The organism is Hylemonella gracilis (genome assembly GCF_004328645.1).
GTDB lineage: Bacteria > Pseudomonadota > Gammaproteobacteria > Burkholderiales > Burkholderiaceae_C > Hylemonella > Hylemonella gracilis_B.
The window spans coordinates 23,160-40,034 of record NZ_CP031395.1; the positions used below are offsets into that span (position 1 = coordinate 23,160).

Below are 16,875 nucleotides of genomic sequence, written 5' to 3' on the forward strand. Positions count from 1 at the left end.
TTCAGGTGCGCAGGGGAAGAAGGGCAACCTTCTTCCCTTTTTCATGCCGGGTCGGCCAAGCCGCCCATCAACAGTTGCAGCAGCTTGGCGCCCATCGCGCTGGCCGCCACCTCGCTTCCCGCGCCCAGACCGTACAGCCCGTGCGTCTGCTCTTCGAGCACCAGCGTGGCGTAACCGTGCGCGAAGGACCAGGCCAGCAAGATGCGCTCGCCCAATTCGGCGGGGGGCAGGCCGCGCGCGGCAATCAGTTCCGAGTACACCTGGCGCAAGGCGTCCCCAGTGCGGCGACCGGCGGCCTGGAGGGCGGCATCCTCCGGGTCCAGCCGGTCACGACGGAACATCAGTTGGAACAAGGCGCGGTGCCCCAGGGCGAAATCGATGTAGGCCGCGCCCAGGGCCTGCGCGCGTACACGCGCATCCTCCCCGGCGCCCCGCACCCGCGCCTGCATGGCGTCGGCCAGGCGCTCGAAGCCATCGGCCGCGCAAGCCGTCAACAGGCCACGCGCGTCACCGAAGTGGTGGGCCGGCGCCGCGTGCGACACCCCAGCCACCCGCGCCGCGGCGCGCAAGGAAAAGCCTTCCAGACCCTGCTCACGCAGCAGTTCGATGGTGGCATCGACCAGCGCCCGCCGCAGGTCGCCATGGTGGTAGGGCACGGGCGATGCCGAGGCCTGGCGCGTTGCGGCCGGGGACCTCGGAAGTTTGGAAGAAGGCATGCCCGGATCATAACTTGACAATGTCTAAATTAGCCTCTACAGTCCGCCCACCCCATCTAGACATTGGAAACATCATGACTCTGCCCATCCCGGACCTCGTGCTGGCACTGCTGCACCACCTGGTCGTTTTCTCGCTCGTTGCCGTTCTGTACGCGCAATACCTGCTGCTGGGCAGTCAACCCGATGCGGCCCGACTGCGCACGGTGGGGCAACTGGACAAGGCCTATGCCGGACTTGCGGTCGGCATTCTGATCATCGGTTTCGCGCGCGCCGCGCACGGCGCCAAGGGCTGGGCTTTCTACGCCGACAACCCCGTGTTCTGGGCCAAGATCGCGGTCTTTGGCCTGATCGGCCTGCTGTCCGCCGTGCCGACAGTGCGTTTTCTGCGCTGGCAAAAGCAAGGCGGGGCACCGGATGCGCCGGCCTGGCGCGCCACCCGGCGCTGGATCCTGGCCGAGCTGCTGTTGTTACCCCTGCTGCCGCTGTTGGCCATCCTGATGGCGCGTGGCATCGGACTGTGACGGGAACGCGAGCTAGGTCAGGGAGGGTGCGGCCCCATCGGCGTCCAGCGTCAGTTCATCGCTGCGGTCCTTCAGGTCGACGCCCGTGAGTTGCAGCTTGCGCGCCTCGCGGCACAACCACCAGAAGCGCGCCGCCGCAGCCGCGGCGGGCAAGCCTTCGGGCCGCACATTGGAAATGCAGTTGCGCTGGGCGTCGTTGCGCCCCGGTCGGGGCGCCCAGGTCAGGTAGATGCCCAGACTGTCGGGCGAAGACAGGCCAGGGCGCTCGCCGATCAACACCGCGACCATGCGGGCTTGGAGCAAGGCACCCACCTCGTCGCCCAGAGCCACCCGGGCCTGGGTGGCGATGGCCACGGGACCCAGCGTCCAGTCCGACGGCGCGAGCCGACAAATGGCATCAATCAAGGGCAGGGCCTGGCGCTCCACCGCCAGCGAGGACAGGCCATCACCCACCACCAGCAAGAGGTCACAGCCCTCGGGCCGGGCCCGTGCCGCGAGTAGCGTCGCATCCTCGGTGTTCAGACGGCGGCCCAGATCGGGACGCAGCAGGTAGGTGGCGCGGTCGCTGGCGGCGCTGCGCACGGTCAGGGTCTCGCACCCCAGGGCCTGCAAGCGCGCGGCCAGGGACGCAGTGTCGAGCTGGATGTGCACCGCGTCCCGCGCCTGGGCATGGGCCAGGCCGAAACTGAGCAGTTCCTTGGTGGGCAAGCCGGCTCCCGCGCGGCCCAGGGCGATGCGCGCCGCGGTGTGGGCGCGCAGGTCGGTCCAGGGGTCCGCAGTCCAGGCATCGGCGCCCCTCGCGTCAAGGTTGGCGACCGCCGGAGACAACTCGACCACCTTGCCACTCATGGGGTTCCCTTTCCTGTGTCAGGCATCGCGCATTTCCGCCTGTGCCTGCCTCACGCCGCCTTGCGCATCATCTCCAGCGCGGGTTGCCGCGCGCTGCCACTCAGCAGGCGGCCAGCTTCGTCGATGATCTGCATGCGCTGCAGCCAGGCTTCGAACTCCGGCGCGTGGCGCAGGCCCAGCACCTGGCGCACGTAGAGCGCGTCGTGGAAGGACGTGCTCTGGTAATTGAGCATGATGTCGTCGGCCCCCGGCACGCCCATCACGAAGTTCACGCCCGCCACGCCCAGCAGGGTCAGCAGGTTGTCCATGTCGTCCTGATCGGCCTCGGCATGGTTGGTGTAGCAGACGTCCACGCCCAGGGGCGCACCCAGCAGCTTGCCGCAAAAATGGTCTTCCAGGCCGGCACGCACGATCTGCTTGCCGTCGTACAGGTATTCGGGGCCGATGAAGCCGACCACGGTGTTGGTCAGCAATGGCTTGAACTCGCGCGCCACGGCGTAGGCCCGCGCCTCGCAGGTCTGCTGGTCCACGCCGTGGTGTGCGTTAGCCGAGAGCGCGCTGCCCTGCCCGGTTTCGAAATACATGACGTTGTCGCCCACGCCGTCCTGCAAGGGACGGCCGCGCCGCAGCGACAGCGCCGCCTCGCGCGCCTCACGCAGCACGGCCAGGCTGACGCCGAAGCTCGCATTCGCGGCCTCGGTGCCCGCGATGGACTGGAACACCAGGTCCACCGGCGCGCCCTGCTCGATCATCTGGATGGTGTTGGTCACGTGCGTGAGCACGCAGGTCTGGGTCGGAATGCCCAGGCGCTCCACCACCTCGCCCATGCGCCGCACCAGGGTGCCCAGGGCGGCCACGCTGTCGGTGGCCGGGTTGACGCCGATCACCGCGTCGCCGCAGCCGTAGAGCAAGCCATCGATCATGCTGGCGGCGATGCCGCGCACGTCGTCGGTCGGGTGGTTGGGCTGCAGGCGCACGGCCAGCCGGCCCGGCAGGCCAATGGTGTCGCGAAAGGCCGTGATCACCCGGCATTTGCGCGCCACGGCAATCAGGTCCTGGTTGCGCATGAGCTTGCTGACCGCCGCCGCCATCTCGGGCGTGAGGCCTGCGCGCACGGCGCTGAGCGTGTCGCTGGTGGTGCGCTCGTCCAGCAACCAATCCCGGAAAGCGCCGACCGTCAGGTGGGCGATGGGCGCGAAGGCCATGGCATCGTGCGTGTCGATGATGAGCCGCGTGACTTCGTCGCTCTCGTAGGGAATCAGCACCTCGTTCAGGAAGGTGCGCAGCGGCAGATCCGCCAGCGCCAGACGCGCCGCCATGCGCTCCACCGAGGAAGTAGCCGCCACACCGGCCAGTGCGTCGCCGGACCGCAACGGCGTGGCCTTGGCCATCAAATCCCGCAAGTCACGGAACTGCCAGTTCTGCTGCGCGACGGTGGCTTGGTAGGCGGACATGGTGCCTTTCCTTCAAGCAGCAAATATGCCAGCGCTTGTCCATCCGGGCAAGACCGGCAAGCGCACCAGGGGCGCCGCGATCCGTGGACTGCCCACGCGTCCAGAGACGCGACGGGCCTCAGCCGTCCGCGTTGATCTTGGCGATCAGCTTCTTGAGCACGTCCTCGGCCTGGTCATTGGGCACCTGGCAGGTGCCCGCGGCCTGGTGGCCACCGCCGCCGTACTGCAGCATCAGGTCGCCCACATTGGTCTTGCTGGAGCGGTCGAGGATGGATTTGCCGGTGGCGAACACCGTGTTCTGCTTCTGCGGACCCCAAAGCACGTGGATGGAGATGTTGGTTTGCGGGAACAGCGCGTAGACCATGAAGCGGTTGGTGGCGTAGATAGTGTTCTCGCCGCGCAGGTCCAGCACCGCCAGATTGCGGTGCACCTTGGTGCAGCGCTTGATCTGCTCCTTGGCTTTTTCGGTGTGCTCGAAATACAGGTCCACCCGTTCCTTGACGTCGGGCAGGGCCAGGATTTCGCCAATCGTGTGGTCCTTGCAGTACTTGATGAGGTCCATCATCAGCTGGTAGTTGCTGATGCGGAATTCACGGAAACGGCCCAGGCCCGTGCGGGCGTCCATCAGGTAGTTCAGCAACACCCAGCCCTTGGGGTCGAGCACTTCGTCACGCACGTACTGCGCACTGTCGGCCTTGTCCACGGCCTCCATCATCTCGTCGGAGATGCCGGGGAACTTGGCCTTGCCGCCGTAGTACTCGTAGACCACGCGCGCGGCCGACGGCGACTTGGCGTCGATGATGTGGTTCTTGCGTGCGTCGGCGGACTGGCCCGCGTTGCGGATGGTTTCGGAGAGGTGGTGGTCGAAAGCCATGTACGCGCCGGGCACGTAGGGCAGGTTGGTGGTGATGTCGCGCTGGCTGATCTCGACCTTGCCATCCTGCATGTCCTTGGGGTGGACAAACTTGATGTCATCGATCATGTCCAGTTCGTTCAGCAGCACGGCGCAGACCAGGCCATCAAAGTCGCTGCGGGTGACAAGGCGGTATTTTTCTTGGCTCATTGATCACTCTCCTCCATGAATATGTAAGCAGATATTACAACACCGGTTTTCGCGTGTGAGCGGGTATCGACCCGGGGTCAGACCTCATGCGCCGAGGGCCAGCGCCAGCAATTCCTCGGCGAAGGCATAAGACGTTGAGGCCCCCGTGCCCCCGGTCACGATGCCCAGCGCCACCCCCTGGGACGGCGACGTCTTGAACACCACGTCGGCGGCGCTGGCGTAGGTGCCTGTCCAGCGCTCGATCACGACGGCGCCCTCCGACCCAGCCACGGGCAGCACGCGCCGCAACTCGTCCAGGATGAGTTCGTCCACAGCCGTGCTGCCGAAGGGCGCCTCGGCATCGCCGTAGACATGGCTGTCGCCCACCACCAGCGAACCATCGGCCGACTGCACCACGATCAGGTGCACGCCCTGCTTCAGGTGCTCACCCTGTTCCGCTTGCAGACGCTGCAACAGTGGCGCGGCCTCGGGTAACTCACTGTAGCCCTCGTATCGCACCAGGCTGAGGTCTGACATCAGGGCTGCGGGCAGGTGGACGGGCACGGCGGGCCGCACGCGCATCATCTGCAAGGTGCTCATGCGGATACGGGCTTGCTCGATGGCCTCGGGGTAGAGCGCGTTCAACTCATGGCCCGGACAGACCACACAATGGTCGGCACGCAGCACACCGCGGCTGGTGGCGACGGTGGGCAGGTCCACACCATGCACCACCGTGCGCCAGTGGAAGTCCACGCCCTGCGCCGCCTGCAGCCAGGCGGCGAGCTTGGGAATGGCCTCGCGCGACTCCACGCGGCGCTCGTGCGGACTGTAGAGCGCGGCAAGGTGCGGCCCCAGCGCCGTTTGTCCAAAGCGGGCCTGCGTCTGCGCGGGCGTCAGCAGTTCGCACCCCTCGCCCATTTCAGTGCGCAAGAAGGCCTCGACCACGGCCAGGGCCTCGGGCCGCTGCGCCGTGAGGTACAAGCCGGGATGGATGACCGGGATACCCGCCTGCGGCGCAATGGCCAGCCAGGCGTCACGCGTCTTCATTGCACGGCGCCAGTGCTCGCCGCGCCGTTGACCCGTGACGGTGACGAAACCGAAGTTGCGGATGGACGCCCCGATGCTCTGCGCTGTGCGTTCGACCACGGCGACCTTCAAGCCCCGCTGTCGGGCCGCGAAGGCGGTCATCAGACCGACCACACCTGCGCCAACGACGACCAGGTCGTAATGTTTGTTGCTCATGCTCTGCGCCATGCTGCCCACCTTGGAAAAATTCAACGTGAACGCCAGGCCTGCGTACGCCGCCCGGCCCACCAGCCCAGGGCCATGAAGCACAAGCTCGCGAGGCCGGACACCGCAGTGATCAACACCGCCATCGCGGCGGCCGGCCCGGTCTCGCCGGCCTCGTCCAGGTTCAGGATGGCGATGGCCGCCACCTTGGTCTGCGGTGCGTACAGGAACACCACGGCCGACACGGTGGTCATGGCATTGACGAAGAAGTAACGCGCGACGTCGATCAGCGCTGGCAAGCAAATGGGCAAAGTGACGCGCCAGGCCGTCTTGTAGAAGGGCACCTTGAGCGAGGCACTGACGGCCTCGAACTCGTTGTCCAGGCCCTTGAGCGCCGTCACCGCCGTCAGATGGCCGGTGGTGTAGAAATGCACGATGGTGCACAGCGTCAACAGGGTCATGGTCTGGTACAGACCGCCCAACGGGTTGCCCGGCGCGTTGAAGAAGAAGATGTAGCCCAGACCCAGCACCAGGCCCGGCACGGCCATGGGCAGCATGGCCAGCAGACGCAGCAGGCCGCGGATCAATCCGTCCACGCCGAAACCGGCAGCCTGCGCACGAGCGTGTCCGGTCTTTTCCAGCAGGTAGGCCCCCATGAACACGAATACCGTTCCTCCCAGCGCCGCACCCGCCGCCATGCGCAGGCTGTTGAGAAAACCCACGCCCACTTCCGCCTCGGTGAGGCCGTAAAGGTAGTGGTTCAGGCTGGGCTTCAGGTTGTAGGGCCAGAAGGTTGCCAGGGAGGCAAATATGGCCATGCCCAGCATGGCCAGCATCAGCACCGCGACCACGAGGCAATAGACCGAGAACGCAGCGTCGCGCCCCAACGCCGGCTTGGGCATATAAGGCACCGCGCGCGCGCCCAGCATGGCGGTCTGGCGGCGCTGCACCAGATGGTCGACAGCGAAGGTCAGCACGGCTGGCGCCAGCAGCAGGATGGCGACCACCGAGCCCTTGGCGAAGTCCTGCTGGCCAATGACCAGCTTGAACACGTCCGTGGCCAGCATGTTGAAGTTGCCGCCGATCACCTTGGGAATGCCGAAGTCCGTCATTACCAAGGTGAAGACCACCAGCGCCGCCGAGACCAGGCCGTACTTGGCTCCCGGCAACGTGATGGTGTAGAACTTGCGCACCGCACTCGCTCCCATGGAATCCGCCGCTTCGTAGAGCCGTGCATCGGCCAGGGTCAGCGCCGTCACCAGGATCATCAGCGCATGGGGAAAGACCGAGAAGCACTCGGCCAGCACGATGCCCGGCGCGCCGTAGATCTGCGCATAGCCCAGGCTTTGCAGCAGGCCCTTGGCCACGCCCTGGTTGCCGAACCAGTAGATCAATGAAATGGCCGACAGCAGCGAGGGCGCGAGCAACGGGATCAGCGCGGTCAGGCGCAGCAGGCCCTTCATGCGCATGCAGGTGCGCGTGAGTGCGTAGGCAAACCCAAAGGCCAACGGCACGGTGATGAGCGTGACCAGCGCCGCCACCCAGACACTGTTCCACAGGCTTTGCAGCAAGGCCGGTGTCTGAGCGTAGGCGACGAAATTGGCCAGCGCGACAAAACCACCGTCCTTGCCCAGCATCGCCTGCCAGAGGATGGTCAGCAGCGGCAAGGCCAGGAAGCACAGCAGCAGCAAGACAACCAGCAGCAGGAGGCCGCGCGCCAACCCGTCGGTCCAGTGCAGGCGCTGACGGGCCGGTTGCCGCAAGCGTGACCCCAGGCCACGCCGCGGGCCGCCACCGACCATCGGCGCTGCGCTGCTCACGCGGCCTCCGCCCCGGCCGGGAACACGCGTAGCCGGTCGGCGCGCAGCGCGAAACGCAGCGGCTGGCCGACACGCACGCCAAACTCGTCCATCTGGTTGAGCGAGAACTGCAGGTGCAAGGGCAAGGGCTGGCCCTCGGCGTCACGCAGGCCTTCGACCTCCAGCTCCGCCAGGCAGTTGCCGCCCAGGAATTCAACGCCGCGCACCACGCCCATGCAGCGGCCCGGGTCGTCCACGGCCACGTCAATCATGCGCCGGTCTTCCGGCCGCAGGTACAGCGTCACGGGACGGCCAGGCCGGAACTCCGCGCCTTGCGTGCACTGCAGGCGCAGCGGCCCACAACGGAACCAATGCCCGCCCTCGGCCACGGCGGGCAGGCGGTTGACCTTGCCCACGAACTCGGCCACGAAGGGCGTGGCGGGCGCGCGGTAAATCTCCAGCGGTGTGCCGACCTGCTCGATCACGCCCTGGTTCATGACCACGATGCGGTCGGCCATGGACAGCGCTTCCTCCTGATCGTGCGTGACCATGATGGTCGTCAGCCCCAGCTTGCGCTGCAGCGCACGGATCTCCTTGCGCAGGTGCACGCGCACGATGGCGTCCAGCGCCGACAGCGGTTCGTCCAGCAACAACAGACTGGGCGAGGTGGCGAGCGCGCGCGCCAGCGCGATGCGCTGCTGCTGCCCGCCCGACAACTGCGCCGGGTATTTGCGCTCGCTGCCGGGCAAGCCCACCAGCGTCAGCAACTCGTCCACCCGCGCGGCGATGCGCGCCTTGTCCATCGTGCCGCTCAGGCCATACGCCACATTGGCCGCGACCGTCAGATTGGGGAACAGGGCATAACTCTGGAACACGATGCCGTAGTCCCGCAACGCGGGCGGCAGCGCAGAAATGTCACGCCCGTCCTGCCACACCTGCCCGCTGCTCTGCACCTCCAGCCCCGCGATGATGCGCAACAGCGTCGTCTTGCCGCAGCCCGAAGGCCCGAGAAAACAGACCAGCTCACCCGTCGGCAAATCCAGGTCGATGCCGTCCAGCGCCGTGAACGCACCGAAGTCCTTGCGGACCTGGCGCAGCGAGAGATAAGGGCTGGATGTCACGGTATTTTGTTCGTGGGCCACCGCGGAACTGGCTTTGCCAGGCCGCCGGTGGCGTCCCCCCTGCCACGGCAGGTTGGCGTTCAGGGGGGAAGGCGCGCAGCGCCTCAGGGGGGTTATTTCTTCACTTCAGTCTTGCTGTCGTAGCGCTTCGTCCACTCCGCCAGGATGCGCTCGCGGTTGGAAGCCGACCAGGCGAAGTCCATCTTCACCAGGCGCTTTTCGTAATCCGCCGGCACATTGGCCAGGGGCTCGGCCACGCCGGGCACGGCCGTGATGGCGAAGTTCTTGCCGTAGAGCTTCGCCGCGTCCAGGCTCGAAGCCCAGTCCGCCAGCTTCTTCGCGGCAGCCAGGTTCTTGGTGCCTTTTTGGATGGCGAAGGCTTCCAGATCCCAGCCCAGTCCTTCCTTGGGGAAGACCAGGTCGATCGGCGCGCCCTTGGCCTTGTTGCTGTTGCCGCGGTATTCGAAACTGATGCCCGCTACGTACTCGCCGCTGGCAGCCATGTTGCAGGGCTTGCTGCCGCTGTGCGTGTACTGGGCGATGTTCTCGTGCAACGCATCCATGAACTTCCAGCCATCGCCCTTGCCGTCCTTGTCGCCCCACAGGGTCAGCCAAGCCGCCACGTCGAAGTAGCCGGTGCCGCTGGAGGCCGGATTGGGCATGACCACCTGGCCCTTGAACTCGGGCTTGGTCAGATCCTTCCAGCTCTCGGGTTTCTTGATGCCCTTTTTCTCGGCTTCCACGGTGTTGAAGCAGACCGTCGCGCCCCAGACATCCATGCCAAACCAGGCGGGCGGGGTCTTCTTGTCCTTGTAGGCGGGGCTGATGGCCTTGAGGTTGGCCGGCGCGTAGGGCTCCAGCATCTTGTTGGTGTCGAGCAGCGCGAGGCTGGAGGCCGCCACCCCCATCACCACGTCGGCCTGCGGATTGGCCTTTTCAGCCAGCAGTTTGGCAGTGATGACGCCCGTGCTGTCGCGCACCCATTTGATTTCGATCTCGGGCTCGACCTTGTTGAAACCTTCCTGGTAGGCCTTGAGCTGGTCGGTTTCCAGCGCGGTGTAGACCAGCAAGGTGGTTTTCTGGGCCAAGGCCGCCGAGGCGGTTCCGGCCAGCGCGGCCGCGAACACCCAGGTCCGGAAAGAAAGACGCATGCGCATGGTGAATGCTCCTGATGGTGGAAACCGGCATCGTGTGACGTCACCGTGACGCGCTGATGACGGCGGCCTGACCGATCAATGCAAGCCTCGTGCCCGCCGCCCGAAGGGGCAAGCAGGTCCAGCGCGCTGTCGGCGCTGGCAGGGGCGCCGGATTTCACTGTTCTGGTGCAGTCCGGCGAAACATCGGGCATGTGGCCGTCCCGTGCCGCGACACCCCCGAGGGCGGCTCTGATACCGGCCTTGGTTTCAGGGCGGGCTGGCCAGAAAGCGCAGCCCCACGCCCGGCTCGGTGGCGATGTAGCGCGGGGCCACGGCGTCGTCGCCCAGTTTCTGCCGCAACTTGCCGACCAGGATGCGCACGTAATGCGTGTCGTCCTGGTGGGTCGCCCCCCAGACCTCGCGCAGGATCTGTGGCTGGGTGACCACACGCCCGGCGTGCTTGAGCAGCAGCGCCAGCAGGGCGTACTCCTTGCGGCCCAGGGCGAGCAGTTCGCCATCCAGCCGGACTTCGCGCCGCGCGAGATCGATGCGCAGGTGGCCGTCGTCGAACATCGCGCTCTCCTCCTTCACACCGGCCTGTTGGCGCAGCAGAACGCGGATGCGGGCCATCAGTTCCTGCGTGCCAAAGGGCTTGGTCACGTAATCGTTGGCGCCCTCGTCCAGCGCCATGACCTTCTCCGACTCGCCCGCGCGCACGCTGAGCATGATCACTGGCACCTGGGACCAAGCCCGCAGCTCGCGCAGCACCTCATGGCCATCGATGTCGGGCAGGCCGATGTCCAGGATGAGCAGGTCCGCGCCCTGGGCCGCCAGCGCGGCCAACCCTTCCCGCCCGCTCGCGGCCAGCGCGACGTCATAGCCCTGTGCGCGCAGGCTGATGTCCAGGAAGCGGCGGATCTGCGGCTCGTCGTCGATCACCAGCACACGCACCGGCGTGGAGGCCGGCACAGGAGGCGATGCGGAGGTGGACATGGGCATGGACGTCTAGGGCACGGTCTTCAGCGTCGCTCTATCGACCGACGGCCGACGGCGGTTTCGAGGGCGGCATCACCGGTGGCGTGAGCAAAGGCAGGGTGATGCGGATCACGGTGCCACGTCCGTCCGGCCCCGGCAAGGCCGCGACGGCGCCACCATGCGCGCCAACCATGCCCTGCGCGATGGTGAGCCCCAGGCCGGTGCCATGGCGACCGCGGTCGCCGCGCTCGACACTGTAGAACATGTCGAAGATGCGTCCGCGCTCGTCCTCCGGGATGCCGGGGCCGCGGTCGCGCACGTCCAGTTGCAGGACCTCCCGGCGCGACACCCCCCCCTCATCGTCCACCAGGCGCGCCGTGATGGCTATGGGTTCCCCCGGGGGGGAGAACTTGGCCGCGTTTTCGAGCACGTTGAACAAGGCCTGCTCCACCAGCGCCGGATGCACCCAGATCGGCGGCAGGTTCGGCGCCATCGTGACCTGCAGTTGCACACCGGGCTGGTAGCGGCGCAGCCGACCGGTGGCCGAGCCGATCAGTTCGTCCACGCCGATCCAGTCGCGCTTGAGGCTCAGGCCCGTGTGGCCCAGCCGCGTCATGTCCAGCAGGTTCTGGATGTAGCGGTCCAGCCGCTCGCCCTCGACCAGGATGGTGTCGAGCAGGTTCTTGCGGTCCTCGGCGCTCATGGCCTCGCTGTAACCCGCCAGGCTACCGGCCGAGCCAATCATGGCCGCCAGCGGCGAGCGCAGATCGTGCGAGACCGAGGACAGCAAGGCCGAACGCAGGCGCTCGGTTTCGTTGCTGACGCGCGCTGTTTCCAGATCGGCCACCAGCCGCGCACGCAAGGCGGCCTGGGCGATGTCCTCGGCCATGGCCTCGGCGAGGCGGCGCTGCGCATGGGACAGCCGCCGGGCGTCCACGCCGAAGCGCAGCCCCATCACGCCGATGACGCCCTGGCCCGCCGGCCCGCTGGCCCCCGGCTCCTCGCGCAACGGCAGCCACCACCAGGCCGCCCCGGCCAGGGTGTCGGTGTATCGCCCGGCGGACTGCCCATGGGACAGCGCCCAGTCCATCGCGGCCCGGTCAATGTCCTCCAGCCCGGCGTTGGGGGAACTGGCCTCGGTGCTGTCGCCCACCTCGCCAACGCGCAACCAGACGCCAGCGCTCAGATGGCGCTCCAATGCGGCGCGGCCAGCCTGCAGCACTTCGCCCAGATCGGCCGCTGCGCTCAATTGCCGGCCCAAGCCCTGCAAGGCCGTCGCATGCGCGTTCGCGGCGCGCAAGGCCAACACCTGCATGCGCAGCTGCGAGGCCAGGCGACCGGCCACCAACGCGGCGATCAGGAAGAGAAAGACCGTGGCCACGCCCTGACGCGCGCCGATGAACAGCGTGAAGCGCGGTTCGATGAAGAAGAAGTTGTAGGCGAGAAAGCACAGGCCCGCCGCGACCACTGCCGCGGCCATACGCGTGCGCGCCGCGACCAGCACCACGGCGACGATGAACACCATGGACAGATCACTCAGGCTCAGCCAGCGCTCCGCGGCCCAGGCCACCGCGACAGCGGCCAGCGTGGCGAACAAGGCCATGGTCAAGTCGTAGCGGCCCAGCCAGGTAGCTGGACTTTCCCAACGGCGACGTGCACGGACCCGTGCCTGCGGCGCGCTGATGATGACCAGCTCGTAATGCGTTCCGTGCTGCAGAAGCTGCTGCGTGAGTGTGCGGTTGACCATGCGCGCGAAGGGCCGCTCGCGCGTGCGTCCGATGACCAGGGTCGAACTGCCGCCGCTCGCGGCGTGGTCGAGCAAGGCATCGGCGATGCGCGGGCCGTGCAGCACTTCGGTGTCCGCGCCGAGATTGCGCGCCAACGCGAAAGCGCGGTCCAGCTCGGCCTGCCGCGCTGGATCCACCTTGTCGCCCGACCCAGCCTGCACCGTGACCACGCTCCACGGGGCGTCGCGCCTCTCGGCGATGCGACGGCCCGCGCGCACCAGGTACTCGGACGAACCCAGGCCATCGATGGCGACCAACACCCTCCTGCGCAGCGCCAAGCCCGGCAGGCCACGCGCGGCCTGGGTCTCGCGCAGGTCTTCGTCCACGCGGTCGGCGGCCGTCTGCATCGCGAGTTCGCGCAACGCGGCCAAGTTCGAGGGCAAGAAAAAAGCCTGCAGGGCGCGCTCGGCCTGCTCAGGCAGATAGACCTTGCCCTGCTTGAGTCGCTCAATCAGTTCACGCGGCGGCAGATCGACCAGGCGGATGTCACGCAGACGGTCGAACAGCGCGTCCGGCACGGTCTCGCTCACGCGCACGCCGGTGATGCGGTGCACGACGTCATTCAGGCTTTCCAGGTGCTGGATGTTGACAGCGGTGCACACGTCGATGCCCGCGTCCAGCAATTCCTCCACGTCCTGCCAGCGCCTCTCGTGGCGGCTGCCCGGCGCGTTGCGGTGGGCCAGCTCGTCGATCATCGCCACGCGCGGACGGCGCACCAGCACCGCGTCGATGTCCAATTCCTCCAGCTGGCGACCTTGGTAATCGATGCGCCGGCGCGGAATGATTTCCAGCCCCTCCAGCAAGGCGGCGGTTTCGGCGCGACCATGGGTCTCGACGATGCCGACGACGATGTCGATGCCCTGCTTCTGCAATTCGCGCGCGCGCGACAACATCGCATAGGTCTTGCCGACACCGGGCGCGGCGCCCAGAAACACCGTCAGGCGTCCGGCGGTCTGGCGCTTGAGTTCACCCAGCAAGGCATCGGCCTGTTCGGTTTGTTCGGTTCCCATGACAAGCTCCATCCTATCTGTTCAGGCGCATGCGCCGCGGTCATCGAAACACTGTTTGATCTGCCACGGTGTTTCGCTGCGTTGCAGCGCGCCGCGGAAAGCGCGATGGGAGAACAGGGACGCGGCCTGGGCCAGCATGTCAAGATGCATCTGCGCCGCCGGGCTGGGGACCAGCAGCACGAGCACATCCGAAACGGGTTGCCCATCCGGCGCATCGAAAGCCAGCGGCGAAGCCGGCCGGATGTAGAGGGCGAGAATCCGGTCCAGATCCTTCACCCTGGCATGGGGAATGGCGACGCCCTCCCCGATGGCGGTCGAACCGGCCCGTTCCCGTCGCAGGAGCGCGGAGGCCACGTTCTCCGCCGGCAGCCCATGCATGCGCTCGACATGCCGGCTGATCTCCATCAGCAGGTTCAGCTTGGTCTGCGTCCGCAAGCCGAGGAGAATGTCCCCGGTTTGCAGACAGTCCCCCAGGGGGTTCATATCACTGAACGCCTGACGGCTTGTGCACCCCGGATGCGGATGCCGGGAAGGCATCGAGCGCCAGATTCAGCTCCAGCACGTTGACACGCGGCTGGCCGAACAGACCGAACTGCGGGCCTTCGGTGTGCAAGGCAACCAGTCCGGCTACCTTCGCCGCATCCCAACCCCGCGCCTGCGCGACCCGCGCGATCTGGATGCGTGCGCCCTCCGGACTGATGTGCGGGTCGATGCCGCCGCCAGACTGGGTGAGCAGGTCACCCGGCACGGCCTCGGGCGCGATGCCTTCGCGCGCGGCCACGGCGGCACGGGTCTGCTCGATGCGCTGGCGCAGATCGGGATTGCTGCGCGCCTGGTTGCTGCCGGCCAGCGCCATCAGGTCGTAGTTGGCCGACGAGGGTCGCGGCTGGAAGTAACGCTTGTCGGCAAAGGGTTGCGCCACCAGGGCAGAGCCGACGACCTTGCCATCGCGTTCGATCAGGCTGCCGGCGGCCGTCCGCGGAAACAGCAGACCACCCAGGCCCGTCGCGGCCAGGGAATAGAACAGGCCCAACAGCAGCAACGACACCAGGGCCAGGCCCAGTGATGCCCGCAGGGAAGAATACGTGGTTTTCATGATGAGACCTCGTGATGTTTGGATGAGGCTGCAGACTTCAGACGCCGACCGTCGCGGCCAGCACCATGTCGATCAGCTTGATCGCCGGGAAAGGCAGGAGCACGCCGCCCAGGCCATAGACCAGCATGTTGCGACGCAGCAGCGCGGTGGCGCCCATGGGGCGGAAGCGCACGCCCCGCAAGGCCAGCGGAATCAGCAGGGGAATGATGAGGGCGTTGAAGACCAGCGCCGCGATCACCGCGTTGGCCGGGCTGGACAGCTGCATCACGTTCAGCGCCGCCATCGAAGGAATCGCCCCCGCGAACAAGGCCGGCAGGATGGCGAAGTACTTGGACACGTCATTGGCCAGCGAGAAGGTGGTCAGCGCGCCACGCGTGATGAGCTGCTGCTTGCCCACCTCCACCACCTGCAGCAGCTTGGCGGGGTCCGAGTCCAGGTCGACCATGTTGCCAGCCTCCTTGGCGGCCTGCGTGCCGGAGTTCATCGCCAGGCCCACGTCGGCCTGGGCCAGCGCAGGCGCGTCGTTGCTGCCGTCCCCCACCATGGCCACCAGGCGGCCGCCGGCCTGTTCGGCACGGATACGCGCCAGCTTGTCTTCGGGCCGGGCCTCGGCGATGTAGTCATCCACTCCGGCCTCGGCGGCGATGGCGGCGGCGGTCAGCGGGTTGTCGCCGGTGATCATCACCGTGCGGATGCCCATGGCGCGCAGTTGGGCGAACTTCTCCTTGATGCCATGCTTGACCACGTCGGCCAGCTCCACCACGCCCAGCACGTGGCGACCTTCGGCGATGACCAGGGGCGTGGCGCCCTTGCGAGCGACCTGCTCGACGCGGGCCTGCAGTTCCACCGGCACGCTGCCACCCACCTCGTGCACGCGGTGCACGATGGCATCCATGGCGCCCTTGCGGATCGAGCGGCCATCGGGCAGGTCCACGCCCGACATGCGGGTCGAAGCGCTGAAGGCGATGAAACGCGCGCCCACCGGTTCTTCCAGGGGCGCGGGCGTACCGTCACGGTTGACGCGACGCGCCAGTTTGACGATGGACTTGCCCTCGGGCGTCGGGTCGGCCAACGAAGCCAGCAAGGCGGCTTCGCGCAAGGCGGACAGATCCACGCCGGCCAGCGCATGCAGCACCGTGGCTTGGCGGTCGCCGTGGGTGATGGTGCCGGTCTTGTCCAGCAGCAGCACGTCCACATCGCCCGCCGCCTCCACGGCCTTGCCGGACTTGGCCAGCACATTGGCCGCCAGCGCGCGGTTCATGCCCGCGATGCCGATGGCGGGCAGCAGGCCGCCGATGGTGGTTGGGATCAGGCAGACCAAGAGCGCGACCAGCAACAGCGGGTCGAGCGTCACCCCGACAAAGGACGCGATGAAGGGCAGGCTGAGGACCACAATCAGGAAGGTCGCGGTCATGGTCAACAACAGCAGACCGAGCGCCACTTCGTTCGGCGTCTTCTGCCGGTTCGCGCCCTCGACCAGGGCGATCATGCGGTCGAGGAAGCTGTGCCCTGGCAAGGCCGTGACACGCACCACAATTTCGTCGGACAGCACCTTGGTGCCGCCGATCACGCCGGAGCGATCGGTGCCCGCCTCGCGCAGCACGGGCGCCGATTCGCCTGTCACCGCTGATTCATTGAGGGTGGCCAGGCCGTGCACGATCTCGCCATCGGCGGGAACAATCTCACCCGCGGAGACGACGATCAGATCGTTCGTCGCCAGTTCCGCCGCCGGAATGCTCTGCGCGCGGTGGATGGTGTCCATACGGTCCACACGGCGTGCCACCAGCCCCTTGCGCACGCGACGCAGCGAGGCGGCCTGGCCACGCCCGCGCGCCTCGGCCACGGCCTCGGCGAAATTGGCGAACAGCACGGTGACCAGAAGCAGCGCCGTCACAGCCCAACCCATGCCTGCGGGCGTCGCCCCCAGCAGGGTCAGCACCGCGCACCAGAGCGTGCCAAACCAGACCACGGCCATCACCGGGTTCTTGAAGGCGTGTTGTGGCGCGAGCTTGACGAAGGAAGCCCGCAGCGCGGCCTTGAACCCGGCGGCATCCAGCAGCGCGACTGGGCGGCCTGGAGCGGTCGCGGGAAACATTGTCTTGACGTTCATGATGAAGTTCTCCAAGTGCGTTCCACTGC

The 16,875-nt window shown here is 67.2% G+C and carries 14 protein-coding genes; 1 reads left to right on the forward strand and 13 read right to left on the reverse strand.

Annotated features, from left to right (window positions below):
* Positions 1-41: 41 nt before the first annotated feature.
* Entirely contained in the window at positions 42-716 is a 675-nt protein-coding gene (locus DW355_RS00125) for a TetR/AcrR family transcriptional regulator (protein ID WP_131276731.1), read from the reverse strand.
* Positions 717-790: 74 nt separating this feature from the next.
* On the opposite strand from DW355_RS00125, the gene DW355_RS00130 reads away from it, so the two are divergent.
* Positions 791-1,237, forward strand: a complete 447-nt coding sequence (locus DW355_RS00130; protein WP_207388048.1) for a DUF2214 family protein — start codon at positions 791-793, stop codon at positions 1,235-1,237.
* 12 nt (positions 1,238-1,249) lie between these two features.
* On the opposite strand, the gene eutC is transcribed toward DW355_RS00130, so the two are convergent.
* The 12 genes from eutC to kdpB all read right to left on the reverse strand — a co-directional run bounded on the left by eutC (position 1,250) and on the right by kdpB (position 16,831).
* Positions 1,250-2,086 carry an ethanolamine ammonia-lyase subunit EutC gene (eutC, locus tag DW355_RS00135; protein WP_131276734.1) on the reverse strand — a complete coding sequence of 279 codons (837 nt, stop codon included), beginning with the start codon at positions 2,084-2,086 and terminating at the stop codon, positions 1,250-1,252.
* 50 nt (positions 2,087-2,136) lie between these two features.
* The gene (locus tag DW355_RS00140; RefSeq protein ID WP_131276737.1) at positions 2,137-3,540 is read right to left on the reverse strand and encodes an ethanolamine ammonia-lyase subunit EutB; all 1,404 of its coding nucleotides are present in this window, start codon (positions 3,538-3,540) and stop codon (positions 2,137-2,139) included.
* A 118-nt stretch (positions 3,541-3,658) separates the two neighbouring features.
* On the reverse strand, positions 3,659-4,603 hold the full coding sequence (locus DW355_RS00145) for an exopolyphosphatase (RefSeq protein WP_131276740.1): 945 nt from the start codon (positions 4,601-4,603) through the stop codon (positions 3,659-3,661).
* Between the two features lie 84 nt (positions 4,604-4,687).
* Complete coding sequence (locus DW355_RS00150; protein WP_165493100.1) at positions 4,688-5,824, reverse strand: TIGR03364 family FAD-dependent oxidoreductase; 1,137 nt, start codon at positions 5,822-5,824, stop codon at positions 4,688-4,690.
* A 32-nt stretch (positions 5,825-5,856) separates the two neighbouring features.
* Positions 5,857-7,614, reverse strand: a complete 1,758-nt coding sequence (locus DW355_RS00155; RefSeq protein WP_131282083.1) for a putative 2-aminoethylphosphonate ABC transporter permease subunit — start codon at positions 7,612-7,614, stop codon at positions 5,857-5,859.
* 14 nt (positions 7,615-7,628) lie between these two features.
* A complete protein-coding gene (locus DW355_RS00160; protein WP_131276746.1) occupies positions 7,629-8,732 on the reverse strand; it encodes a putative 2-aminoethylphosphonate ABC transporter ATP-binding protein in 1,104 nt (367 codons plus the stop codon).
* Positions 8,733-8,845: 113 nt separating this feature from the next.
* Positions 8,846-9,889 carry a putative 2-aminoethylphosphonate ABC transporter substrate-binding protein gene (locus tag DW355_RS00165; RefSeq protein WP_131276748.1) on the reverse strand — a complete coding sequence of 348 codons (1,044 nt, stop codon included), beginning with the start codon at positions 9,887-9,889 and terminating at the stop codon, positions 8,846-8,848.
* A 246-nt stretch (positions 9,890-10,135) separates the two neighbouring features.
* A complete protein-coding gene (locus DW355_RS00170) occupies positions 10,136-10,861 on the reverse strand; it encodes a response regulator (protein ID WP_207388049.1) in 726 nt (241 codons plus the stop codon).
* Between the two features lie 37 nt (positions 10,862-10,898).
* Entirely contained in the window at positions 10,899-13,640 is a 2,742-nt protein-coding gene (locus DW355_RS00175; protein WP_131276754.1) for a sensor histidine kinase, read from the reverse strand.
* Between the two features lie 21 nt (positions 13,641-13,661).
* Complete coding sequence (locus tag DW355_RS00180) at positions 13,662-14,123, reverse strand: PTS sugar transporter subunit IIA (protein ID WP_131276757.1); 462 nt, start codon at positions 14,121-14,123, stop codon at positions 13,662-13,664.
* Position 14,124: 1 nt separating this feature from the next.
* Positions 14,125-14,736 (reverse strand): potassium-transporting ATPase subunit KdpC, encoded by a 612-nt coding sequence (gene kdpC, locus DW355_RS00185; RefSeq protein ID WP_131276760.1) that lies wholly within the window; start codon positions 14,734-14,736, stop codon positions 14,125-14,127.
* Positions 14,737-14,773: 37 nt separating this feature from the next.
* Complete coding sequence (kdpB, locus tag DW355_RS00190) at positions 14,774-16,831, reverse strand: potassium-transporting ATPase subunit KdpB (protein WP_131282086.1); 2,058 nt, start codon at positions 16,829-16,831, stop codon at positions 14,774-14,776.
* Between the last annotated feature and the right edge of the window lie 44 nt (positions 16,832-16,875).